Annotated in this window: 18 protein-coding genes; 7 read left to right on the top strand and 11 right to left on the bottom strand. The window is 41.1% G+C overall.

Annotation, left to right across the window (positions count from 1 at the left end; translation table 11 throughout):
• Window positions 1-65: 65 nt before the first annotated feature.
• The 7 genes from CAPGI0001_RS01120 to aspA form a co-directional block, all read right to left on the bottom strand.
• Window positions 66-356, bottom strand: coding sequence for a winged helix-turn-helix domain-containing protein (locus CAPGI0001_RS01120; RefSeq protein WP_002665665.1), 291 nt, complete (start codon window positions 354-356; stop codon window positions 66-68).
• The gene (locus CAPGI0001_RS01115; protein ID WP_002665741.1) at window positions 346-942 is read right to left on the bottom strand and encodes a hypothetical protein; all 597 of its coding nucleotides are present in this window, start codon (window positions 940-942) and stop codon (window positions 346-348) included. Before CAPGI0001_RS01115 ends, CAPGI0001_RS01120 begins: the two co-directional genes overlap by 11 nt.
• Window positions 943-1201: 259 nt before the next feature.
• A complete protein-coding gene (locus CAPGI0001_RS01110) occupies window positions 1202-1885 on the bottom strand; it encodes a peptidoglycan-binding protein LysM (protein WP_248601280.1) in 684 nt (227 codons plus the stop codon).
• 208 nt (window positions 1886-2093) lie between these two features.
• The gene (locus CAPGI0001_RS01105) at window positions 2094-2897 is read right to left on the bottom strand and encodes an HAD family hydrolase (protein ID WP_002665693.1); all 804 of its coding nucleotides are present in this window, start codon (window positions 2895-2897) and stop codon (window positions 2094-2096) included.
• Window positions 2894-3121, bottom strand: a complete 228-nt coding sequence (locus CAPGI0001_RS01100) for a putative signal transducing protein (protein WP_002665882.1) — start codon at window positions 3119-3121, stop codon at window positions 2894-2896. Before CAPGI0001_RS01100 ends, CAPGI0001_RS01105 begins: the two co-directional genes overlap by 4 nt.
• On the bottom strand, window positions 3093-3671 hold the full coding sequence (msrA, locus tag CAPGI0001_RS01095) for a peptide-methionine (S)-S-oxide reductase MsrA (RefSeq protein WP_002665760.1): 579 nt from the start codon (window positions 3669-3671) through the stop codon (window positions 3093-3095). The genes CAPGI0001_RS01100 and msrA overlap by 29 nt, the downstream gene beginning before the upstream one ends.
• 164 nt (window positions 3672-3835) lie before the next feature.
• A complete protein-coding gene (aspA, locus tag CAPGI0001_RS01090) occupies window positions 3836-5230 on the bottom strand; it encodes an aspartate ammonia-lyase (protein ID WP_002665867.1) in 1395 nt (464 codons plus the stop codon).
• Between the two features lie 281 nt (window positions 5231-5511).
• Here aspA and CAPGI0001_RS01085 point away from each other — a divergent pair, with 281 nt between their 5' ends.
• The 5 genes from CAPGI0001_RS01085 (at window position 5512) to CAPGI0001_RS01065 (ending at window position 13331) form a co-directional block, all read left to right on the top strand.
• Complete coding sequence (locus CAPGI0001_RS01085) at window positions 5512-7482, top strand: alpha-amylase family glycosyl hydrolase (RefSeq protein WP_002665718.1); 1971 nt, start codon at window positions 5512-5514, stop codon at window positions 7480-7482.
• A gap of 6 nt (window positions 7483-7488) precedes the next feature.
• Window positions 7489-8613 carry a hypothetical protein gene (locus tag CAPGI0001_RS01080; protein ID WP_002665904.1) on the top strand — a complete coding sequence of 375 codons (1125 nt, stop codon included), beginning with the start codon at window positions 7489-7491 and terminating at the stop codon, window positions 8611-8613.
• 135 nt (window positions 8614-8748) lie between these two features.
• The gene (locus tag CAPGI0001_RS01075) at window positions 8749-10713 is read left to right on the top strand and encodes an amylo-alpha-1,6-glucosidase (RefSeq protein WP_002665683.1); all 1965 of its coding nucleotides are present in this window, start codon (window positions 8749-8751) and stop codon (window positions 10711-10713) included.
• Window positions 10714-10743: 30 nt separating this feature from the next.
• Window positions 10744-12033, top strand: coding sequence for a glycosyltransferase family 4 protein (locus CAPGI0001_RS01070; protein WP_002665774.1), 1290 nt, complete (start codon window positions 10744-10746; stop codon window positions 12031-12033).
• Between the two features lie 68 nt (window positions 12034-12101).
• On the top strand, window positions 12102-13331 hold the full coding sequence (locus CAPGI0001_RS01065; RefSeq protein WP_002665686.1) for a glycoside hydrolase family 57 protein: 1230 nt from the start codon (window positions 12102-12104) through the stop codon (window positions 13329-13331).
• 12 nt (window positions 13332-13343) lie between these two features.
• Here CAPGI0001_RS01065 and CAPGI0001_RS01060 read toward each other — a convergent pair whose 3' ends face one another.
• Genes CAPGI0001_RS01060 through CAPGI0001_RS01050 form a run of 3 tightly spaced genes read right to left on the bottom strand, consistent with a single transcriptional unit; the run spans window position 13344 to window position 17486 of the window.
• Window positions 13344-15002, bottom strand: a complete 1659-nt coding sequence (locus tag CAPGI0001_RS01060) for an MBOAT family O-acyltransferase (RefSeq protein ID WP_002665658.1) — start codon at window positions 15000-15002, stop codon at window positions 13344-13346.
• 20 nt (window positions 15003-15022) lie between these two features.
• Complete coding sequence (locus CAPGI0001_RS01055; protein ID WP_002665725.1) at window positions 15023-15571, bottom strand: hypothetical protein; 549 nt, start codon at window positions 15569-15571, stop codon at window positions 15023-15025.
• Window positions 15572-15578: 7 nt separating this feature from the next.
• Window positions 15579-17486: a DUF1444 family protein gene (locus tag CAPGI0001_RS01050; RefSeq protein ID WP_002665701.1), complete on the bottom strand. Its 1908-nt coding sequence runs from the start codon at window positions 17484-17486 to the stop codon at window positions 15579-15581.
• Between the two features lie 186 nt (window positions 17487-17672).
• Here CAPGI0001_RS01050 and CAPGI0001_RS01045 point away from each other — a divergent pair, with 186 nt between their 5' ends.
• Both CAPGI0001_RS01045 and CAPGI0001_RS01040 read left to right on the top strand, forming a co-directional pair.
• On the top strand, window positions 17673-19820 hold the full coding sequence (locus tag CAPGI0001_RS01045) for a S46 family peptidase (RefSeq protein WP_002665659.1): 2148 nt from the start codon (window positions 17673-17675) through the stop codon (window positions 19818-19820).
• Window positions 19821-20018: 198 nt separating this feature from the next.
• Window positions 20019-20660: an O-methyltransferase gene (locus CAPGI0001_RS01040; protein ID WP_002665926.1), complete on the top strand. Its 642-nt coding sequence runs from the start codon at window positions 20019-20021 to the stop codon at window positions 20658-20660.
• A gap of 14 nt (window positions 20661-20674) precedes the next feature.
• Here CAPGI0001_RS01040 and CAPGI0001_RS01035 read toward each other — a convergent pair whose 3' ends face one another.
• Window positions 20675-23011, bottom strand: coding sequence for a hypothetical protein (locus CAPGI0001_RS01035; protein ID WP_002665793.1), 2337 nt, complete (start codon window positions 23009-23011; stop codon window positions 20675-20677).
• Window positions 23012-23063 lie beyond the last annotated feature (52 nt).

Raw genomic sequence — 23063 nt, 5'->3', positions numbered from 1 at the left:
GATTTAATTATTTTTTTAAAAAGTTAGTGGTTAGCCTCCTACAGATAGAGGCTAACCACTAAGGACTAACGATTGACCACAATATAGCTTTTCAAAGCTTCCACATAACTCTCGAAGGCGAGCAATCCCTTGTGAGTCAGTGAGATTTCGGTATTGGGGTAATTATCCTTGAATGATTTGGTAACAGAGATATACCCCACAGCTTCAAGTTTCTGTATCTGTACAGATATATTCCCAGAAGTGGCCTTGGTGATCTTCTTGATTCGAGCAAAATCAGCTTTTTCCTCGGCTATAAGCAGGGAAACTATGGCTAATCTTAACTGAGAATGTAAGATAGGATCTAAATCACTGAACATTCTTCTGTTTTTTATAATTAGAATAAAACTGAATCCCTGGAGTGAGGAATAATAGACAGGCCAATATAGCACAAAGTAGAGGTAGAGCAATACCATAATGTAAGAATAACACACTATAGGTAAGTATGATTCCTATGATAGAAGTCACAATCCATAGGGAGATTCTCAGGTGCAAGGCAATAGCCAAGGAGACAAAGGAGAAAGGTAAGTAAATCACCAATAGGGCAATCTCATAATTCTTCCAATTGCTATAAGGCAAGCAGAAACAGGAGATAGCTCCCAGTCCAGCCACCAACCAAAGCCAGTCGAGAGGGTCGGTACTCTTTTGTTCTTTTCGGTTTCTTATGCCCTCTCTCATTTTGCTAAAGAATGAGATGAAAAATCCCAAAGGCATCAGTACACCCCAGCCTATCCAAGAGTATTTCGGATAGTAATCTGTGGCGAGCATTACAAATTGTACAATCCCTGAAAGGGCAATCAGTACACTCCAAAAGATAAGGAAGAAGCCGTTTTCTTCATACTTTTGTTTTCTTTGACGGATGATATCTTGAATAATCTTCAAGCTATCGACAGGTTGTAGTTCCATGATGATATAGATTAAAAGGTTTTAAATACGATGCAAAGATAAATAAGTTTATTTTATAAACCAAATATTTTTTAAAATATTTTTCATAGGCATTTAAAAAAGTTATAATAAATTGATATTCATGTATTTATATAAAATACTGTAAAGAATATTTTGCAAACGAGAAAAGGCCGATAATAAAATCATTATCGGCTTTTGTTATATAAGTTTTTGATTTTTATGATTGTAGTATCTTTGCTATGAATAGGGGCTCTGCCAACTAACCATTAATCTTACTTCCGTCATACTTGCTGGCTTTCACACAGGATAGGTCAAAGTTCTGAAAGCTCTTCATATAGTTGGTAATAGTAGTACCATTGGCATCGACTAATACATTTTTGCCTTTGGATTTGAAAAAGGATTTGACACTATTGGCTCCCAAAAGGTGGGCAGCAGCCAAGATACCTGATTCGGTTACATATACTCCTGCAAAGTGCTTTCCTGCAAAGGTATCAATTTCATGCTGTAGCTTCCACTTGTTGTGTGCAAGACTTGTATAGAAAACATTTTCTTGTAGGGAGGGGTTATTGAGAAAATCTGATCTGGAAACACCAAAGAATTTTAAGGCAGACTTGCCAAACTGGTATTTTCCTATATGCCCATAAGGGTTGGTAATAAAATAGTTGTTACGAGATTCGCGGTATCCCATTTTTTCCTTGAAACTAATGAAATCATTGTAATGCTGTAGTGATACCAAGCGAGGGGAGGGGAGAGAAGTATCCGTGTTGGTTGTATAACCATATACACCTACTTCTTTAGGAGTATCTACTCTTAGGGTGTTATGAAGGTCACTTCTTTTGCCTAAGGAAGGAGTTAGAAGAATGGTAATAATGGCTGTGATCCATGCTGAAATAAATAGGTCATGAGCCATGGTAAGGTAATTTGTCTTTTGAGTAATATGCATTTTTTATTTTTTCTTCAAGGCTGACCCCTCTATCATTCCTAAAAAAAGGTGAAGGAGAGTGCTTGAAATTTCACGGGGCAAAAGTACGTCTTCTTTACGGATAAGTCAATATCTCTCATTAAAGTTTAGTTAATCCCTTAATTTTGTTTGGAAAATGCAATATATTAATAAAAACAATTACCCTACAGAGGAATTTAGAATCATTCTTTTAAGAAGATAAGGGTATTTTTAACACCTCACAAATAGTTTTTAACACCCCGTTATGGTTGTTGTCATCCTTAGTTTCATAGAAGGCTACTTGTTTTACTTCTTCTTGAGCATTCTTCATAGCATAGCTGTAGGAAGCTCTTTTAAGTAGCTCTAAATCATTAAGATAGTCTCCGAAAGCCATCGTTTCTTCGGGAGAAATTCCTAAAAATTCTTGTAGGGCGGTTACGGCTACACCTTTGTTTACTCCTTCATTGGTAATATCAATCCAGTAAGCTCCTGAAATAGTGATCTTAAGCCCTTCTTGTGAAAGGGAAGAAAAGGCAGGAAAAGAGTGTTCTCTGGCTCCTATAGGGTCAAGGATAGTGATTTGAGAGATGGTATCATCAATCTGGGAGAGGTCTGTTACCTTCTCTACAGTATGGTGGTATATATTTACCTGCTCCTCGGCATAGGGGGTGGTAGGGAGTAGATAGGTCGCTTTCTTGCCGCATAGGCCTATAGCCATACCTGAAAATTGTTTGTAACGGGCCACTACTTGCTGGATATGGTAGGGGCTGATGGCATTTTGGTATACCTCTTTCCCGTTAATACTGACAAAAGCTCCATTTTCTGAGATGAAAGCCATTTTGTCTTTGATAGGAGCAAAGAAGGAAAGCAGGCTTAGGTACTGCCTTCCACTGGCTACACAGAAGTAGATGCCTCTCTCTTGGAGGGTTTCGAATACATGCATGAAGTCTTGGGGCAACTCGTGATTGCTATTCAGGAGTGTCCCATCCATATCGGAAATAATGAGTTTGATCATTCTTGGCTAAGGTTAAGTTCGCTGAGAATCTCGCTGGCTTTCTCCCATTGATCTTGGAATACATATACCTGTTGGTCTCCGCCTAAGGCACCATAACCAGCAATAGCAGCTGAAGCCATAGGGTCTTTTACAATAGGGGTGATACCAACTTCTTCTAAGGCTCCAACAAGCATAGTTACTGTAGGAATATCTCCCTCATAGAGTTTCTTGAGTTCTGTTTTCATTTTCTAAATTTTGGTATTCGGGTTTTATTTTTTCTTCAAAAAGGTTGTGTATTTTATTGATCTTAGGTGCGATAGAAAAAATACAATAACCTCTGTCTGTATTGTTTTCGTAATAGTTCTGATGATACTCCTCCTTGGCAGGGTAGAAGATAGTTGCGGGTAGGATTTCGGTGACTATAGGATCACTAAAGATTCCAGACTGTTCTATAAGTTCCTTGCTCTTGAGGGCTATCTGTTGCTGTTCGGGGTTGAGGTAGAAAATAGCTGAGCGATATTGTTCTCCTATATCCTCTCCTTGTCGGTTGCGGGTAGTGGGGTCATGTGCCCTCCAGAAGACCTCCAAGATATCCCAGTAGCTGATCTTTTTAGGGTCGTAGGTGATACGAATAGCTTCGGCATGCCCTGTCTGTCCATGGCATACCTGCTTATAGGTAGGCTCAGGGAGACTGCCCCCAGTGAATCCTACTTCTACTTGTGTCACTCCTATGAGCCGCTTGAAGATAGCTTCTGTACACCAAAAACATCCTGCAGCTATGATTGCTTCTTCCATACCTGTCTTTTCCGGAGGCAAAGTTAATCATTTTTATTTAAATCTGCTAATATCTGGCAGGCAAAAGTTATCCTGTGAGATATAGTCTAAACCGAAAGGAAAGATATCAAAAAGAGGCTGCCTGAAAGGCAACCTCTTTTTTCTCAGATTGATGTATTCACAAACTATTTAGCCACAATCATGTTCTTAGGATCAAGGATTTCATCCAATTTTTCTTTGGAGAGCAATCCGTGGTCGAGTACCAAGTCATATACAGCTTTGCCTGTCTGTAGGGCTTCTTTAGCAATCTTAGTACTGTTCTTATATCCTATATGAGGGTTAAGAGCGGTTACGATACCAATACTATTTTTTACCATGTTGAGACATACCTCACGGTTGGCAGTGATACCTACTACACATTTGTCCTTAAGGGTATCTACAGCATTTTGGAAGAGAACGATGGATTCCATAATAGCTTGGCAGATTACAGGTTCCATTACGTTAAGTTCCAATTGTCCAGCCTCAGCAGCGAAAGTTACAGTAAGGTCATTACCAATTACCTTGAAACATACTTGGTTCACTACCTCAGGGATTACAGGGTTTACCTTACCAGGCATGATAGAGGAACCAGGTTGCATAGGAGGGAGGTTGATTTCGCTAAGTCCAGCACGAGGACCAGAAGCTAAGAGACGTAAGTCATTACATATCTTAGAAAGTTTTACAGCGAATTTCTTCAATGCTGAAGAGTAGAATACATAAGCGCTGGTATCAGGAGTTGCTTCTACCAAGTCGTGAGAAAGTACAAATGCCTCTCCAGTGGCTTTGGCTAAGTTCTCAGTACATAGCTTAGCATAACCATGAGGGGCATTCAGACCGGTACCAATAGCAGTACCTCCCATATTGATTTCGAGTAATGAATTTGCTGTCTTGTTCAAGGTAGCGATTTCGGCTTCCATGCTCACTGCATAGGACTCGAACTCTTGTCCAAGAGTCATAGGCACAGCATCTTGCAGCTGGGTACGTCCCATTTTGATCACATCAGCGAACTCTTTTCCTTTAGCGCGGAAAGCATCGGCAAGTGCCTGTACATGCTTTACCAAAATTTTATTCATATTGAATACTGCAAGCTTGATAGCAGTAGGGTAGGAATCATTGGTAGATTGAGAACCATTTACATGGTCATTGGGGTAGCAGTGTACATAGTCTCCTTTTTCGAAGCCAAGAATTTCCAAAGCACGGTTAGCGATTACCTCGTTAGTATTCATGTTCACAGAAGTACCAGCTCCTCCTTGGAACATGTCTACAGGGAATTGGTCATGGAACTTACCATCAATGATCTCATGAGCTGCTTTTTCTATGGCGGCACCTATTTCTTTAGGGATTACACCAAGGGCAGCATTGGCCTGAGCTGCTGCCAATTTTACAAAAGCAAAAGCACGGATGAACTCAGGATAATCATTCATTTTGCTTGTTGAAATGTGGAAATTCTCTAAGGCGCGCTGTGTCTGTACGCCATAGTACGCTTCTTTGGGAACTTGTAACTCTCCCAATAAGTCAGATTCTGTTCTAAACTCTTTCATATACAAATGTTTTATACTGTTTAAAAAAGTGGTGCTAAGTTACGTTTTTTTTATCAAACGACCAATCTTTTTTAAAAAAAAATCTTACACTATACCTTAATATAGTATCCATCCTTGTTTTCCTTCTTCCCTCTGAAGAGCTGATTCCCTTCCTTGTGAACGTAAGGGGGATTATGGATTATTGAATATTAATCGTTAATCATTAAATTTATACTTTCTTTAATAGTGAAATTCATTTTTTTTTACTATTTTTACACTCTCAATTCTAAAGAACACATAATATGCTGTATGATGGTGATACTCTATTACTTCCTTACAAGAAAATTCTCTTGGAAAGGCAGTTGCTGACCCTGCAAAAAGCACAACTATTACAGGGTTCAGCCCCTTGTTTGGCCGATAGTTGCAATTCGTATTTGTACTACGGCTTGCACTATACAGGTCAGGAGTGGGTGCTAAGGGAATGGGCACCTCATGCAACAGCTATTTTTCTACTCTTTGAGGGGAATAACTGGAAAAAACATACGGACTACCTCTTCACCCAAGTAGGGGACGAAAATTGGGAATTGCGTTTGCCTAAGGAGACACTCTCTCATGGGATGCTCTATAAGCTCTTGGTTGAGTGGTACGGAGGAGGGGGAGAGCGATTGCCCTCCCATACTAAGCGTGCTGTACAAGATCCTTATAGTAAGGTTTTTTCAGCTCAAGTATGGCAACCTGAAAACCCTTATTCTTGGAAACATTTACGCCCCAAGGGGGGAGAACCTCCTCTGATTTATGAGGCACATATAGGTATGTCCACCGAACAACAGAAGGTGAGTACTTTTACCGAATTTCGCCTCTTTGTACTCCCTCGTATAGCCAACCTTGGTTACAATGTACTTCAGCTTATGGCCATACAGGAACATCCTTATTATGGCTCTTTTGGCTATCAGGTATCCAACTTTTTCGCAGTAAGCTCACGCTTTGGGACTCCTGAGGAGCTCAAGGAACTCATCGATGCTGCACATGGCTTGGGAATTAGGGTTATCTTGGATCTGGTTCATTCTCACTCGGTGAGCAATGAAGCTGAGGGGTTGAGTCTTTTTGATGGTACCGAATACCAATATTTTCATAAAGGAAGTCGTGGCAAGCATCCTGCTTGGGATTCTCGCTGCTTTGACTATGGCAAGCTCTCGGTAGTACATTTCTTACTCTCCAATTGCAAATTCTGGCTTGAGGAATATCACTTTGATGGTTTCCGTTTTGATGGGGTCACCAGTATGCTCTATTATGATCATGGCTTGGGAAAGGCCTTTACAGACTATAGTCTATACTTTGATGGTAATGAAGACAACGATGCTTATTCCTATCTGGCGCTGGCTAATCAGCTTATCCATCAGGTATATGGCTCTGCCTTGACCATCGCTGAGGAGATGAGTGGTATGCCAGGGGTAGCTGCACCTATCCAAGAAGGAGGCATGGGCTTTGACTATAAGCTCAGTATGGGGATTCCTGATTATTGGATCAAGCTTATCAAGGAAGTGCCAGACTATAAGTGGCATGTGGGGGATATTTATTATGAACTGACCAACAAGCGGCAGGAAGAAAAGACCATCAGCTATGCCGAGAGCCATGACCAAGCGCTTGTAGGGGATAAGACTATTTTCTTTCGCCTTACAGACAAGGAAATCTATACAGGGATGAGTGTTTTTGAACAAAGTCTTATCATAGATCGTGCCATAGCCCTACACAAGGTGATACGCCTGGTGACTATCACTACCTCAGGAGGAGGGTATCTCAACTTTATGGGTAATGAGTGGGGACATCCTGAGTGGATAGATTTTCCCCGTATGGGAAACTGTGATAGTTATGCTCATGCGCGTAGACAGTGGAGCCTCGTGGATGATCCTAATCTGAAGTTCAAGTATCTCAATGCTTTTGATAAGGCCATGATTCATTTTGTTAAGGAAAGCTCTCTTCTGGAAGAGACTCCTCAGGTACAGGTACAGGATATAGAAAAGCAGATTTTGGTTTTCAGTAGGGGAGGCTATTTGTTTGTCTTTAGCTTTAACCCCACAGAGGCTTTTGTGAACTATACTTTTCCTATTTATGCAGGCAAATATACCTATGTACTTAATACGGATAATCCTGCCTTTGGTGGGCAAGGGCTTATCAATGAGCAAACGGAACATTTTACACAATATATAAACCATCAGAACCTTATTTCCCTATATATCCCACCCCGTATAGGGTTGGTACTAAAGAGAGAATAGTAAAAAATGAAAATTCAGTATTGTATTTTTATCCTATTGGTGTGTTTTACCTCTTGTAAGAATATTTCTTCCAAGCAAGGAAGGACTATGGCTGCTTCCGTGCAAGATTCTTTAAAAGATTCACGCTATGACAGTATTGTCTCTTTTGATGCTCATCATATGTATGAGAGGGTTAAAGAAGGGAAAAAGTACTATTTGCACAAGGATAGCCTTTTCGTTCGTGAAAAAGACACATTCTATTGTAGGGAATATCATTCTTATTTTGATACTCATGGGAATATAAGAGGTATCATTTTCTATAGGAAAAACACAGAATATACCGATCCCTTTATGGAGTATTGGTATCATGATAATGGACAAATAAGTGAAAAAATCTACTATTTTACCCAAAAAGACAGTATCATCTATGATATAGATACGGTAAAGTGTAATGCTCTACATATTCTTTATGATCCCAAAGGGAATATCATATTCAGAGGATGCCAAGGTACCGCAGCAAGTGAGGATATCAATACAGGAATGAGTGTAGGGACTTGGTATTATTATAAGGATGGGAAATTGGTGAAAGAAGAATACTATCATAATGGCTCCTATGGGAAAGATTACATCATTCATTTCTTATATAAGACAAAGTATACTAAAGAAATTATTGTTACTAATAATTTTCAGTTGTATCAGAATGACTCTGTAGTGCTTTACCCCAAGAAAGTAGCAGGAAAATCCTCTAACAAGGGTGAATTATTTGATATTCTAACTAATACTAAGCGAAGAAAACAGCTCAAGGATGATCAATTGTTGCTGCTTACCAAGAAAAGTGCCCCTTATGAGCAGTCTTCAGGGGATTACAAGGAATGCAGAGGTTGGTCTGTCCCTGAAAAGACTATAAAGTATGTAATGAAGCATTCTAAAGTGATAGATTTTCGTGAATTGCATGATATGTTTGGTGTCTTTCCTTGTGTGGTTGAAGGGGTGCTTATCTATAAGGATGAACCTTATTTCTATAGTATGAATGCAGGTGGCTGGTGGGAGCTTACCCAAGGGGAGAAATACTTGATGATGGGCTATTACGAAGATGATGCCATAAAAAGAGGCTTTATCAATGGGGTCTATGACTGGAGCAAGATGGAATAAAAAATTAGGCACAAGCTACAAGTTCGTACGAGCACAAAGTATTAGGATACAATTTACTCTTATAAGGCGAACAATTCGTCCTTCCATAGGGTATATTCATTAACAATCGATAATTAACCATTAATCATTAATCTAATGGCTTTAAGTTTCAAACAGCGTGATTTGGTAAATTTAGAATTTGCCTTACAGAGAGAGTTTCTCGGCACTAACCGAGAAGGAGGGTATCTGTCCACCACTCTCAATTTTTGCAATACCAGTCGTTACCATGGGCTCTTGGTAGTGCCGATTGATGCCTTCAAAGGGCGTAACCATCTCTTGCTCTCCTCGTTGGATGAGACTGTCGTGGTCAATGACATGGAGTTTAATTTTGCTATCCATGAATACCCCGATACTTTCTTTCCTAAGGGGCATAAGTATATTGTCTCCTCCGAGCTCAATAAGTATTATTCTATCACCTATCAAGTGGCAGGGATAAGTCTACGCAAGGATATTATGATGCTTCATGGGCAACCTCAAGTGCTTATCCGCTATACACTTTTGGGAGGAGCCGACGCTGTACAGTTGCGACTGAAACCTTTCTTGGCTTTTCGTGATATTCATGCGCTATCGGTAGAGAATACGGTGGCTTGTACCGATTATGAATATGTGTCACAGGGAATTGCCACAAGGCTCTATGAGGGATTTCCTACCCTCTATATGCAGCTTAGTGGCGAGCATACTTACCTGCATGACCCCCATTGGTATAAGCATATCCAGTATAGCAAGGACAAGGCTCGTGGAGGAGATTATCAGGAAGATCTCTTGGTGCCAGGGTATATGGAGCTCACCCTGCATAAGGAAATACCCGTTGTCTTCTCAGCATCGACTAAGGAGGAAGAGGTTGCTTCTTTGCCTATGAATTTCTCAAAGGCAGCCCAGCAGAGGGCGCCTCGGGATAGTTTCGAGAACTGCTTGAAGTATGCTGCCAACCAGTTTGTGATAGAAAAACTTACCGAAACACGTATCAAGGCAGGTTATCCATGGCATCTCTCTTATGGGCGTAATACTTTTATCTCTCTTCCGGGGATTGCTATTGCTTCAGGCAATACGGGGCTCTTTGAGCAGGTGCTCTCCTCCATGCAGCAATACCAGAAGGGAGGACTTTTCCCTCGCCTGATCAGCAGCCATGCACCAAATGAATACAATGCGGATACTTCCTTATGGTTCTTCTGGACACTCCAGCAGTATGAGCACTGGGCAAAGATACCTCCTAAAATGCTCTGGGAACGCTACAAACATACTCTATCTTCGGTACTTGAGGCTTATAGAGATGGACGTACTTTCCCACAAGTACACATGACTGAGAATAAGCTCATCTATGCCCAGCGCTATCACCGCCCCCTTACCTGGATGAATGGCACCATACAAGGGGAACCTCTTGTAGAGCGACATGGGTATATAGTAGAGGTGAATGCTCTATGGTACAATGCCGTATCCTATGCCCTAACTTTGGCTCAAGAAGCAGATGATAGGGATTTTGTAGCCCAATGGGAAGCGTATCCTGCCCAGATAGCTCAAGAGTTCGTACAGACTTTCTGGAATGAACACAAGAGGTACTTGGCCGATTGGCAGGATGAGGGCGTACAGGATCTCTCCGTCAGACCTAATCAGATCATTGCTTGTGCGCTGGATTATAGCCCACTGAAAGAAAGCCAAAAGAAAGATATTATTGACTTAGTTGAAGACAAACTGCTTAATGACCGCGGACTGCGTACATTGGCTCCTGATGACAAGCGCTACAGAGGATGCTGTGAGGGGAGTATGCGAGAACAAGAAGAGGCTATCTACCAGGGGGGTACTCATACATGGTTATTGAGCTTCTATATAGAAAGTGCCCTGAAGCTCTATGGAAAAGATTTTGTAGCAGAGGCAGAACAGCTCCTAAGCCATGTCGATCAGGATATACAGAACTATGGTATAGGACTTATATCAGAATTCTATGATGGAAATCCTCCTTATGTAGGTCATGGATGTATCTCACAGGCGAGAAATACAGCCGAGATTATCCGTAGTATCTACCTTATCCAGTGCTATAGAGAAGGAAATACAAAGAAAATATAAAATAAAGGTAAACCCAAAAACAATCATTATATGAAGAAGATAAAAGTACTCATGTTCGGATGGGAGTTTCCTCCCCATATAAGCGGTGGCTTAGGTACCGCATGCCTTGGTCTTACCAAGGGATTGGCCAAGAATGAGGTAGAGGTTCTCTTTGTGATGCCCAAGGCCTCTGGAGACGAAGACGCTCAAGCGGCTCGCATTATCAATGCCAGTGAGGAAGAGATGCTTGAGGATTATTCCCTTTCCCAGGACTATGCAGAGCATATTAAGTTCATGGAAATAGGTTCCACACTGCGTCCCTATCTCTCTCCAGAAGTTTTTGCTTCCTATTGGGAGGAAGAACGTACCAAAATACAGACACAAGAGTATCACAATAAGCGCCTTTATAATTTCTCTGGAAAATACGGAGAAAACCTCTTGGAAGAAGTGTATCGCTATGCCTTGGTAGCAGGAACTATAGCGAGCAAATACGATTTTGATATTATTCATGCTCACGATTGGCTGACCTATCAGGCGGGGATCTTGGCCAAGCGTATCAGTGGTAAGCCCTTGGTAGTGCATGTACATGCTACCGAATATGATAGGGGAGGGGAGTACAACCGCAATTCTATCGTATATGAGATAGAAAAAAGCGGCATGCACCAGGCGGATCATGTGATCACTGTAAGTGATTGGACACGAGCTATAGTGATAGAGAAGTATGGAGTAGCTCCCGAAAAAGTAAGTACGGTACACAATGCAGTGGATTTCTCCGATGAGCAGTTAGACCTTCCTCCTCGTGCGCTCAATGAAAAGATTGTTACCTTCTTAGGGCGTATCACCTTGCAGAAAGGACCAGAATACTTTATAGAGGCTGCTGCAAAAGTACACAAGCGCTTGCCCAATGTACATTTTGTCATGGCTGGCAATGGGGACAAAATGACCCCTTCGGTAAGGCGAGTGGCACAGCTTAAGCTCGGTGGACATTTTCATTTTACAGGATTTCTAAGAGGAACAGATGTGCAACGGATGTTCCGCTATAGTGATGTATATGTGATGCCCTCGGTATCCGAACCCTTTGGTATCTCACCGCTGGAGGCTATGCGAATAGGCGTGCCTACGATTATTTCTAAGCAATCAGGAGTATCGGAGGTATTGCAACACGCTATCAAGGTCGATTATTGGGATGTCGATGCCTTGGCCGACGCTATCTATGGAGTACTGGCCTATCCAAAACTCGCCCAATCGCTCCAAAAGGAAGGACTTACAGAGGTCAATGCTCTCAAGTGGGAGGGGGCTGCTGGTAAGTTAAAAAGCATTTATCAGACAATGATAGCTTAAAAAAAAGAGCTACAAAGTTAGTATAATTGAGAAAAAAAACGTATATTTGTTACCAAAGAAAGACAACCATGAAAGCGATATGTTTCTATTTTGAAGTTCATCACCCTGAACAGCTTCGCCAGTATCATTTTTTTGATATAGGCAAACAACATGATTATTTTGATTATTACTTAAATCGTACAGAGATAGAGCAGTTGGCTCGTGAGTGTTATCTCCCTGCCAATAATCTCTTATTGGAGCTTATTGCTCAATACAAAGGACGCTTTAGGGTAGCTTTTTCCCTATCGGGAAGTGCTATTGAACTCTTAGAATTGCACGCTCCAGAGGTGATTCGTAGTTTTGAGGCTTTGGCCAAAACAGGCTGTGTGGAGTTTCTCTGTGAGCCTTATGCACATTCGCTTTCCTCTCTTTCCAATACTACCACAGAATTCGAAAAGGACGTTCGCCGGCACGCTCAGCGAATAGAGAAACTTTTCGGTCATGCCCCTACAGCCTTCCGCAATACGTCCCTAATCTATTCCGATAGTATAGGGGAACGTATTGCTCGCTTGGGGTTCCATACCATACTCACCGAAGGGGCTAAGCATATTTTGGGCTGGCGCAATCCTAACTTCGTGCACCATCACCCCAATAATGACAAGGTAAAGATATTGCTCAAAAATGCTAAACTCAGCGATGATATTTCTTTGCGCTTTTCCTCAAGGGATTGGGATGAATATCCTTTGACCGCAGAAAAATATGCTCGTTGGCTAAAGGCCAGCCTTCAGGAGGGGGATGTGGTAAATCTTTTCTTCCGCTATCAGGCTTTCGGTAAGTATAATTTGGCTTCTTCGGGTATTTTTGATTTCTTACGCTACTTACCACAATATATCTTGGACGAGGAGCAGTATGCTTTCCTTACCCCTTCGCAGGTGGCGGAAACTTTTCCCGCTAAGGAGGCTATCTATGTACCCAATCCTATCTCTTGGACAGATGAAGAGCGCGATATTACCTCATGGCTGGGGAATGAACTACAAGAGAATGCTTTCGAGGAACTCTTTGCTCTAAGTCCTAAGGTGGAAAATATTCCAGATGAAGCCTTGCATCGTACCTATAGCCGATTGCAATGTAGTAATCACTTTAACTATATGAGTACTAAGATAATATCCTTGGAACAACGTCTTAAGAAAGTATCTCCTTATGCATCTCCTTACGATGCTTATATCAACTATATGAATGTTCTAAGTGATTTCTCTCTGGAGATAGACAAGGCTTTGGCCAAACAGGTCAAAAATGAGGTAACACTACAAGAATTTTAGTCTTTGTCTGTCTTAGAATTGGAAATAGATGAAGGCAGGAGCATCATTGGAGAAAGTCTGATAACAGATTACGGCTACCACGACCATCACAAGGACTTTTACCCAAAGATCACTGCGGTAATAGGCCTGCTCTACCTTGTCCTTGAGTGACTGAGGAAGCCAATGTACAGTATAGCCTAAGATCATCACCAAGAAGGCTTCTCTGAAGTACCATAATACTTGCCCACTGCTTGCCCAGTCCATATTATTCCATACTTGTCCATACCATTGGTTGATACGCTCCATGTCTTCTCCACGGAAGTAGAGACGAACAAAGACGATAAAGAGGAAGGTAGAGAACACCTTCCAGAAGTGCGCCAGCCAATGGGTGGAATGCTCATAAGGACTTACCTTGCGCCAGAGTTTGTAGAAGACAATACCTAAGCCATTGATCCCTCCCCATAGGATATATTTCCACGAGGCACCATGCCAGAGTCCTCCTAAGAGCATGGTGAGCATTAGGTTGATATTGGTAGTGATATAGTGCTGAAAGCGAGTGCTTTTCATTGCTAATAAGGTGCCTCCTAAGAGCAAAAAGCCTATAATCAATGAGAAATAGGGATTACCTACTCCAATGAGGGCTACCACGACAAAGACCAAAGCAATGGCCACCGATGCCCATGAGCCTGTACGGTTTCCTCCCAAGGGGATATATAGGTAGTCCTTAAGCCATGTGGAAAGGGAGATATGCCAGCGCTTCCAGAAGTCTCCTGTATTGATAGCCTTATAAGGGGAATTGAAGTTGCGAGGGAGTTCAAAGCCCATCAGCAGGGCAAGCCCTATAGCTATATCCGTATAGCCTGCAAAATCTCCATATACTTGTAGAGAGTAACCTACCAAGGCCATAAGGTTCGTAAATCCTGAATACATGGTGGGCATCTCAAAAACTCTATCCAAAAACTCTACAGCGATAAAGTTGGCAAAAAGCATTTTCTTAATCAGTCCCTTAAAGATAAAGTAAGTGCCTCGGTTGAAGTCCTGTGCTGTGATTTCTGTAGGGCGAAGTATCTGAGGGACAAACTCTTCTGCACGGACAATAGGTCCCGCTACTAACTGAGGAAAGAAGGTGACATAGAAACCAAAATCCAAAATGGAATCCAAGGACTTGAGTTTTCGCCTATAGATATCCACTGTATAGCTAATGGTCTGGAAAGTATAGAAGGAAATACCTACAGGAAGCACAATCTCATCTACAGAGAAAGCACCCTTGGAGGAAAATCCATTTCCCCAATAAGCTAAATAGTTGAATACCTTGTGATCGGTGTGGAAAATGGTATTGTAGGTATCGGTAAAGAAATAAGCATACTTGAAGTAACTCAGCACAGTAAGGTTCAGAACGACACTGAGGGTAACGAAGAATTTCCGCTTGGATTCATTCTCACTCTTATCTATTTGTTTGCCAAAATAGAAATCGGTTATAGTGCTGAATATCAGTAGAAGTACGAATAGTCCGCTGGTTTTGTAATAGAAAAAGCAGCTAACAAAGAACAAAAACAAATTTCGGATAAAGATACGTTTGTATACCAGAGCGAAACCTATATATATGATAACAAAAAATATCCAGAAACTCATCTGAGTGAAGTCCATGGGGTATTTTTTGGAGAATTCGAAAATATCATATATCCAATCCATTCGTCTTTCTAAGCTAAGGGTTACAGACCAATAACAACCCCTACAGAGGGGGAGAATCCAGAAGAGAAAATACTCTTATCTTTTTTGTATAATACATTGTAAGAGAAGCCCATTTGTAGGTAAGCATTCCCTCCTAAGGGTTGCATATAGCCACCTCCTAAGTATAGGGCATCTTCTTCTGTACGATAGGATTCTTGTCTGTCAAATTTTTGTTTGATGAAATAATGTTGGTAGGAGGCATGTACATAGGCAGAACGAAAGAAATAGTAGTTCACAGCGGGGCCTAAGCCTAAAAAGTTATATTGGCTATAGCTTGTCTTCTGCCAGTTATAGTTTACGGAAAAAGCCAATTCTAAGTCGTCTGTAAGCTTGTATCCTATACGAGGGGAGAGGGATACACCCCATACATTATCACCAAAAGAAGCACCTATATTTCCTCCGAAGGTAAAACCTCCAAAAGGATTTTGATTTTTCTGGTTCTTAGGTAATAGGATATTGCCATTATCCTCTTGACTCCACAGAGCACAAGAGGATCCTATGAGTAAGAAAATAAAAAATAGTTTTTTCATAAGTCTTTTAGAATTCCAAAGGGATAAGTGTATTTCCTTTTATCTCAAAAAGTTTGTCTGAGATAGGGATGTTACTCTCCACATAAGCCTGAGCCACACGATGGCGTATCCAGTTCATATCAGCAGCGTTCCCACTACCGGTGATGAGCAATACATTGTTCGAAGGCACTCCTATGGTAATAGTCCCTTCTACAGGGATATTGTCCTTTGACCAAAGTTCAGAGACTACCAAGAAGCTGGCTTCGAACTTACCATCTGCTACGATAGTGTAGCGACTGCCTTCTTCCTCTACCCCTACCTCTACCTGTTCTATGAGATTCTTTACAGCCAAGGACCTGAGGGCTAATCGGTCAAGCCTTAGGTTCTTGAGGTCTTCAGTGGTCAGACTTACTTTCTCGTTGCGTACCAAGTAGATTACTCCAAGCTCACTATTGATATTTTCATAGAGTAGGTCAGGGAGTTCTCTCTTTAGATCGTTGATAAAAGAGGTGGTTCTCACCAGTGGGAAGATCTCTTCCTTCTTGATGATGATATTGCCAGAGACTACCTCTGTAGCATTTTCATCCATAAGAGGCTCTTCATGAGGCTCCTCTACAGTAGCCACAGGGGGCTCTACAGGAGTTGCAGGAGTCTCTACTATAGGAGCTGCGGGAGCTATAGGCTCTGGTGTGGTCATAGCAGCAGGAGTCTCTTGGGTAGTATCTAAGTTGATAGCTACATCGAGGATATCCTTGAGTGACTCACTGATATCGATAGGAGTTTCTTCTTTTGTAATTGTTTTTTCTTCCTCAACTTTCGCTTGAGGGACAAATTTGCTTATATCAGGGAAAATGGGACCTTCTGCCTTTTTAGCCATAGATTCAGGGGTCTCTTTCATGGCAGGCATTTCTTGTGTTTTTTCTTGAGTGTTCTGTGGTTCTTTTTCTTCTTTTACAATCTCCTCCTTGTCTGTAGGTTTTTGTGGGGTAACAGGTTCTTTTGCAACACTCTCTATACCTCCAGAAAGTTCTATGATAGGCTCTGCTTTTGCTGTAACCTCTTCTTTTTTAGGTTCTTCTTTTACTTTTTCTACAGGAGGTGGAGTAGCTATAATTATAGGTTCCTCCTTAGGTGGTTCAGGGGTGATAACCTTAGGTGGTTCTTGTTTAGGTTTTTCAGGCTGTGGCTTAGCTGTAGGTTGCGGTTGTGGTTTGGGCTTGGGTTTTTCCTTAGGAATAGTCTCAAGGATGGAGCTGGCATACTTCTCTATGATTTCACTTAGGTAGAAGTCACTACGATGCATGTACTCAGCATAGGCATTGTCCAAGAAGCTGGTGATGAGTTGTCCTGGTTCACTCTTGAGCATCCACTCTATCTCTAATCCTTTGGTTTTCCTTACTTGTACATTGGGATTTTTGGTAATTAAGCGTTCGGCAAAAAGGCGGGTGAAGTCAGCTACATACTGTATACTCATTCCTATTTTGTCCACCAACTCTCTCATTTCGAGGCTATAAGGTTCTTTGTGGCGTAGGATAAGCTCAGTGATAATTGCCTTGTCATCAATCTTTTTGGCACAAGTGAAGTGGTATTCTACCTCGTCATAAGTTTGAAAGGTTTTGCTTATATAGCGCTCATTGGAGGTAGTTTCATCCAGAGCCGTGAAACCATCTCTTTCATATTCCTTAAAAAAGTCTCCCTTAAGCTTCTCGAAAAAGTCTTTGGTAATCTCTCCCTTGATAGGTTCTTCAGAACTCATCACGGTGAGATTGGCTCTATCATCGGCAGATTTTGCTAAAAAACGGTCAGTATTGCTCACTTCCCAATCGGTAGGAATGAGGATAGTAGAAATAGGATCTAACCAATATCTTTTGTAAGTTATTGATTTTAAATCTGTTTCGTCAAACTTTTTTTTCTTAAATAAATCTAATAATCCCATTTTTTTTCTGCTTTTTCCAAACGCAAATATATAAACTTCTTTTGTAATGATAAAGTATTCACAAGAAAAAATTTTGGTTTAAGGTGTTTTTTAATATTTATAGATAAAAATAACATTTAATTAACGATTATACTCCATTTTTTTTACTAATTTTGACCTTCAAAATAAACACATAAAAAAATTCAGATGAGAAAACTTATTTTTTCCTTAGTAACCTCTTTCTTCTTGTTGTTACCCAGTGTAATAAGGGCAGATGAGGGGATGTGGTTTCTGATGTTCATCAAGCGTTTGAACGAACGCGACATGCAGAAAAAAGGTCTACAGCTTACCGCTGAGGAGATCTACAGTATCAACAACAATAGCCTCAAAAATGCTATTGTACAGTTCAATGGAGGATGTACAGCCAGTATCATCTCTCCCGATGGGCTGGTAATTACCAATCACCACTGTGGCTATGGTGCCATAGCAGGGCTTTCTACTCCAGAGCATAACTATCTAAAGGATGGTTATTGGGCAAAAGACAGATCTCAGGAGCTTCCTCCCAAGAGCCTCTATGTGCGTTTCTTTGTACGTATGGACAATGTAACAGACCGTATGCTCTCTGTAGTGAATTCTTCTATGAGCGAAAAAGAACGTCAGGATGCCCTTAATCGAGAAATGGAGAAAATCCAAAAAGAAAATAGCGAAGGGGGTAAGTATGTAGTTTCTGTACGTCCTTTCTTCCAAGGTAATGAGTACTACTACTTCGTATATCAGGACTTCAAGGATGTTCGTTTTGTAGGGACTCCTCCTGAAAATGTAGGAAAATTCGGTGGTGATACAGACAACTGGGAATGGCCTCGCCATACAGGTGACTTCTCTGTATTCCGCGTATATACAGATAAGGATGGTAACCCTGCACCTTATTCTCCTAACAATATTCCTATGAAAGCAAAAAAATATCTCAATGTAACCCTCAAAGGAGTACAAGAGAATGATTTTGCGATGATATTAGGTTATCCTGGTCGTACCAACCGTTGGGTATCTTCTCATTGGGTGGATCAACAGGTGAAATATGGCTATCCTGCTTGGGTAGAGGCTTCCAAAACAGCTATGGATGCGATGAAAGCTCATATGGATAAGGACAAAGCAGTACGCCTAAAATATGCTTCACGCTATGCCAGTTTAGCTAACTATTGGAAAAACAGACAGGGTATGATCGATGCCCTCACAGCTCACAAGACAGCTGATCTTAAGCGTGCTGCAGAAAAGAAATTCGCTGTCTGGGCTAATAAGCCTGAAAATAAGGCAGAATATGGTAATGTGTTGAGTGACTTAGCTACTTATTTCGAAAAAACCAATCAAGAAGCAGCTAATCATAATTACTTGTTGCTTTTCTTCAGAGCAAGCCGTATTGTACCCCAAGCCAATGGATATGTAAAACAACTCAATACCTATCTTAATTCTTCTTCTGACCAAGAAAAACAACAGATCAGAGAACGCATTGCTAAGGAATTGGATGCTTATTATAGTGAGTCTTACCTACCTGCCGAAATTGACCTTTTCGCAGACAACCTTAAGCTATATGCTGATAAGGCTACTGATATTCCTCAAGAAATAGCCCAGATAAAAAGTCAATACAATGGAGATTTCAGGAAGTTCGCCGCTGAGGTATTTGCTCGTAGTATCTTTACTACCAAAGAGAATTTCGAAAACTTCATGAACAATCCTTCTTCCGATGCACTACAGAGCGACCCTATCGCTCAGATAGCTCGTGTGATGATTGACAAGTATTACAACTCTCAATCAGAAGCCTTGAAGGATGGTTATGAAAAGGCTTTCCGCAAATATGTAAAGGGAATGCGTGATTCTAAAGTGAGCCTAATACTCTATCCAGATGCTAACTCTACCCTTCGCCTTACTTATGGAAGTGTGAAATCACTTCCTAAGGATAAGCGTAATCATGATGTGAAGAGAAACTATTATACTACTTTCAAAACCATGCTCGAAAAATACAAACCTGGGGATGCCGAATTCGATATGCCTAAGAAGTTTGTTGAAATGTATGAAAAGAAAGATTTTGGTCGTTATCTTGACAAAGATGGTACTATGCATGTATGCTTCCTTACTAACAATGACATCACAGGAGGAAACTCTGGTTCTCCTGTAATGAATGGTAAGGGAGAACTCATAGGTTTGGCTTTCGATGGGAATATAGAAGCTATGGCTGGAGATGTTATCTTCGATAAAAAACTCCAAAGGACTATTGTAGTGGATATCCGCTATGTCCTCTGGTGCATAGATACTTTTGGAGGAGCTAAACATATAGTAGATGAAATGACTATTATCCAGTAGTGATATTCAATTAATCATAAGAGGTTATTCAAAAAGTTATACATTGTGCTTTGTAGGGGCGAATTGCAATTCGCCCATTAATAGCAATTCGCCCATTAATAGCAATTCGCTCATTAATAGTAATTTGCCTATTAATGACGATTAGCCTACAAAGACTTTTTGAATAGCCTCTTTTTTTATTTTAAACGCTTTAGTTATATGCATTTTCTTTCAGAAGACTTAGAAAACTATGCCAATACTCATAGTCAAGAAGAGCCTGCGCTACTGAGGGCTCTTAATCGAGAAACCCACCTTCGGGTACTACAGCCTCGCATGCTTAGTGGACACCTACAAGGTAGGTTTTTGAGTCTTCTCTCCAAACTCATAAGACCTAAATATATATTGGAAATAGGTACTTTTACAGGATATGCTACCCTTTGCTTAGCCGAAGGTCTTGCCCCAGAAGGGGTGCTACATACCATTGAGGTCAATGAAGAACTGGAAGAGATACAGAACAAATATTTTGCACAAAGTCCTTATAGAGAGCAGATTGTACAGCACTTTGCACCTGCCCTTGAGGTGATTCCTACCCTTGAGACAGGGATTGATATAGCTTTTATAGATGCAGATAAGAAGAATTATCTCAATTACTTAGAGGCTGTTTTGCCTAAAATGAGCCATGGAGGAGTGATTCTCTCCGACAATGTTCTCTGGAGTGGAAAGGTCGTAGAACCTCTCAAGGAAAGCGACAAACATACCCAAATCCTTATGGAGTATAACCAGCGGTTGGCTACAGATCTCCGCTTGGAAACTGTCTTGCTTCCTATTCGCGATGGTATCTCAATAGCACGCGTGAAATAAAACTTATCTCCTTTCTATTGCTCACTTACACAGAGCACATTCTTTTCCTTGAGAAAGGCCAATAGAAGTTTTCCTTTGTCCTGAGTTACATCAGCTTGGGAAAGAGAAAAGACAGGAAACTGTGAGTAGATTTCTCCCTGTGTATTTAACAGATAAAGACGACTATTCTCGCGATCAAAGACAGAAATAACAGGATTTCTATCCTCCCAATGAAGCTTAGCCCCTGAGTAGTCAGCATAGGGGAGTTCTACTTTTGTTTGGTTGATGGTCAGGATATTGTTATGTAGGAGTACTTTTATATCTCTTTGGCAATCAAAGCTAAAATTACCTTCCCCTATAGATTCTGAACGTACCCCTCCGTTAGTATCTACAAAAAATAATTTGCCTGCTTTGGTGGTGAAGCAAAAGAAATCCTTGTAGGTACTTATGGGATTGTCTGAGAAATCAAACTTCTGAGAGATAGGAATACGCACTGTACCATTGCGGTGAAGAATACTCAGGGTACCATTCTTTTCAGGGAAGACAATAAAATCTTTTCCAGCTATCCTAAAGTGTTGGGGTGTCTGAGCAAGACCATTAGGCACTTGACTTTTCTCAAACCCTTTTACTATATCCCCTCGCTTGTCGATCAGGCGAATTGTCTTCTCGGAACATACTACAAAGCGATATTCTCTATTTCTTTCATAATCAAACACTTGTAAGGGTAGTAGTTTTTCCTTATATGACATAGGGAAGGGGGCTACCACATTGCCATTGCGATCCAGTATCCAGAAGGAAGAAGCCGTATTGAAAGCCATTTGTAAGAATCCATTTTGGAAAAGATCTACCTGATGGATTCCTCCTACAATAGGGGCATCAAGGCGCTTTTTCCAAAGAATTTTTCCATCATTTCCTATAAGGTATAGCTGATTGTCAGCATCTTGTATAACCACTTCCTTTTGTCCTGTACGATGGTTGGTAACGAAGACGGGCTGGGTGAGAGCTTCCTTGTCCAAGGTGATGAGAAAGCGCTCACTTATTCCTCTCTCTTCTGAAGAGGTAGCTGTAGCGGTGGAGGAGCCTCCAGTATCGGCGGTGGTGGTCAGGGTCAGCTGGTAGAACTCGTCCTGTGGGCTTATCTGTAGCGAGGCATAGGCATATCTTTGTGCTAAGGAAGCGTACTTAGCTGAAAAATCCTTCTGCTCCTGTAGGTTTTCTATGGTGATGAAAGAGTTTTGGCTGCTACTCTTCTGTTGCAGCGCCTCAAAAGACTTTCCTTGGGAGAGGGTCTGCTTCATTTGTATAGCGTTGATAAGGGCTTCAAGGGCTTCTTTGTTTTGAGCAAAGATAAGGTTTTCCTCATTTCGGTATAGGTACTTAGGTTGTAATTCCCGCTCGAAGATAGAGAAAAAGGATTGTATATCCGAGAATTCTTCTATATGATGAAGGGTTTCTCCTTGGAAGGTATCGCTCTTGAGTATAGTGAAGTAGCGCAAGGTTTCTTCTGGATTGGAGCTGCGGAGTACTGCCATAGAATCTCTCTGGAAGTCAAAGAAGGTAACTGAGGAAATATCCTGTTGGAAATCGAAATAAAACTCTTCGGGAACAAGTTTTTCCTCAAAGGAAAAACAGCTGATCCCTTGAGCCGTTTGTGGGATAACAGCATAGGTTTCTATGGTGTTCTTCTGGGAGGGTACTATGGGCAATTGTGGAAGGCTATCTGCTGGTCGCAGTAGGGAACCACTCATGCGTAGAGTGTTCTTTTCCAAGTAGATATCCCAAGCTGTCCACCCATCCAGATGCTTGACAATGCGTTCAGGAAAGATTCCCCCTATGAACTCCTTGTTCTTCTTCTGAGCGAGGAATATATTGGCAGGTACTTCTCCACTAATGGTCTTGGCTACTTTGTGAAAGGCTTCTTGGCGTACTACAGGGGTTTCAGGGAAGGATATATCCTTGAGGGAACTGATAAGAATCTCTTTGTCTTTTGTGATATAATACCACTTTTTATTTTCCACAGTTAGCGAATCTAACTTTCCAGAGGAGAGATTTTTCCAGACACTCAGGCTGTCTTGCTTTTCTAAAGTGGCGCTTAGGTATACCCCATCATGGGTATAGGCTACCCAAATATGATCGTCCTCAGGAAGAGACCGCAGGAGATTTTGCACATTTTGATTGGGGTAATACTTGAAGTAGTTTTTCCAAAAATCATTGTGAATCAGCTGGTTGACGAACTGATCCTTGTGGTGTATCTGAAAGAGTAGGGAAGGGTTTTTACTCAATAGATAATCCACTTGATCGGTAGCTTCTTCCTTGGAGGAACAACCAACCAACAATAAAAAGCAGAAAAAATAAGCCCCTAAGTAGCGCATAGTATCATGTTATCTTTCGTTGTGCAAAAATAATACATATTTCTTGTATTAC

Source organism: Capnocytophaga gingivalis ATCC 33624 (assembly GCF_000174755.1).
Classification (GTDB): Bacteria; Bacteroidota; Bacteroidia; order Flavobacteriales; family Flavobacteriaceae; genus Capnocytophaga; species Capnocytophaga gingivalis.
Note: the sequence above shows the minus strand (reverse complement) of the source record. Positions and strands in the feature narration are given on the sequence as shown.

Coding starts and splice junctions, on each gene's coding strand:
- CAPGI0001_RS01120 (WP_002665665.1), bottom strand. CDS start 356: ATGTTCAGTGATTTAGATCCTATCTTACATTCTCAGTTAAGATTAGCC.
- CAPGI0001_RS01115 (WP_002665741.1), bottom strand. CDS start 942: ATGGAACTACAACCTGTCGATAGCTTGAAGATTATTCAAGATATCATC.
- CAPGI0001_RS01110 (WP_248601280.1), bottom strand. CDS start 1,885: ATGCATATTACTCAAAAGACAAATTACCTTACCATGGCTCATGACCTA.
- CAPGI0001_RS01105 (WP_002665693.1), bottom strand. CDS start 2,897: ATGATCAAACTCATTATTTCCGATATGGATGGGACACTCCTGAATAGC.
- CAPGI0001_RS01100 (WP_002665882.1), bottom strand. CDS start 3,121: ATGAAAACAGAACTCAAGAAACTCTATGAGGGAGATATTCCTACAGTA.
- msrA (WP_002665760.1), bottom strand. CDS start 3,671: ATGGAAGAAGCAATCATAGCTGCAGGATGTTTTTGGTGTACAGAAGCT.
- aspA (WP_002665867.1), bottom strand. CDS start 5,230: ATGAAAGAGTTTAGAACAGAATCTGACTTATTGGGAGAGTTACAAGTT.
- CAPGI0001_RS01085 (WP_002665718.1), top strand. CDS start 5,512: ATGCTGTATGATGGTGATACTCTATTACTTCCTTACAAGAAAATTCTC.
- CAPGI0001_RS01080 (WP_002665904.1), top strand. CDS start 7,489: ATGAAAATTCAGTATTGTATTTTTATCCTATTGGTGTGTTTTACCTCT.
- CAPGI0001_RS01075 (WP_002665683.1), top strand. CDS start 8,749: ATGGCTTTAAGTTTCAAACAGCGTGATTTGGTAAATTTAGAATTTGCC.
- CAPGI0001_RS01070 (WP_002665774.1), top strand. CDS start 10,744: ATGAAGAAGATAAAAGTACTCATGTTCGGATGGGAGTTTCCTCCCCAT.
- CAPGI0001_RS01065 (WP_002665686.1), top strand. CDS start 12,102: ATGAAAGCGATATGTTTCTATTTTGAAGTTCATCACCCTGAACAGCTT.
- CAPGI0001_RS01060 (WP_002665658.1), bottom strand. CDS start 15,002: ATGGATTGGATATATGATATTTTCGAATTCTCCAAAAAATACCCCATG.
- CAPGI0001_RS01055 (WP_002665725.1), bottom strand. CDS start 15,571: ATGAAAAAACTATTTTTTATTTTCTTACTCATAGGATCCTCTTGTGCT.
- CAPGI0001_RS01050 (WP_002665701.1), bottom strand. CDS start 17,486: ATGGGATTATTAGATTTATTTAAGAAAAAAAAGTTTGACGAAACAGAT.
- CAPGI0001_RS01045 (WP_002665659.1), top strand. CDS start 17,673: ATGAGAAAACTTATTTTTTCCTTAGTAACCTCTTTCTTCTTGTTGTTA.
- CAPGI0001_RS01040 (WP_002665926.1), top strand. CDS start 20,019: ATGCATTTTCTTTCAGAAGACTTAGAAAACTATGCCAATACTCATAGT.
- CAPGI0001_RS01035 (WP_002665793.1), bottom strand. CDS start 23,011: ATGCGCTACTTAGGGGCTTATTTTTTCTGCTTTTTATTGTTGGTTGGT.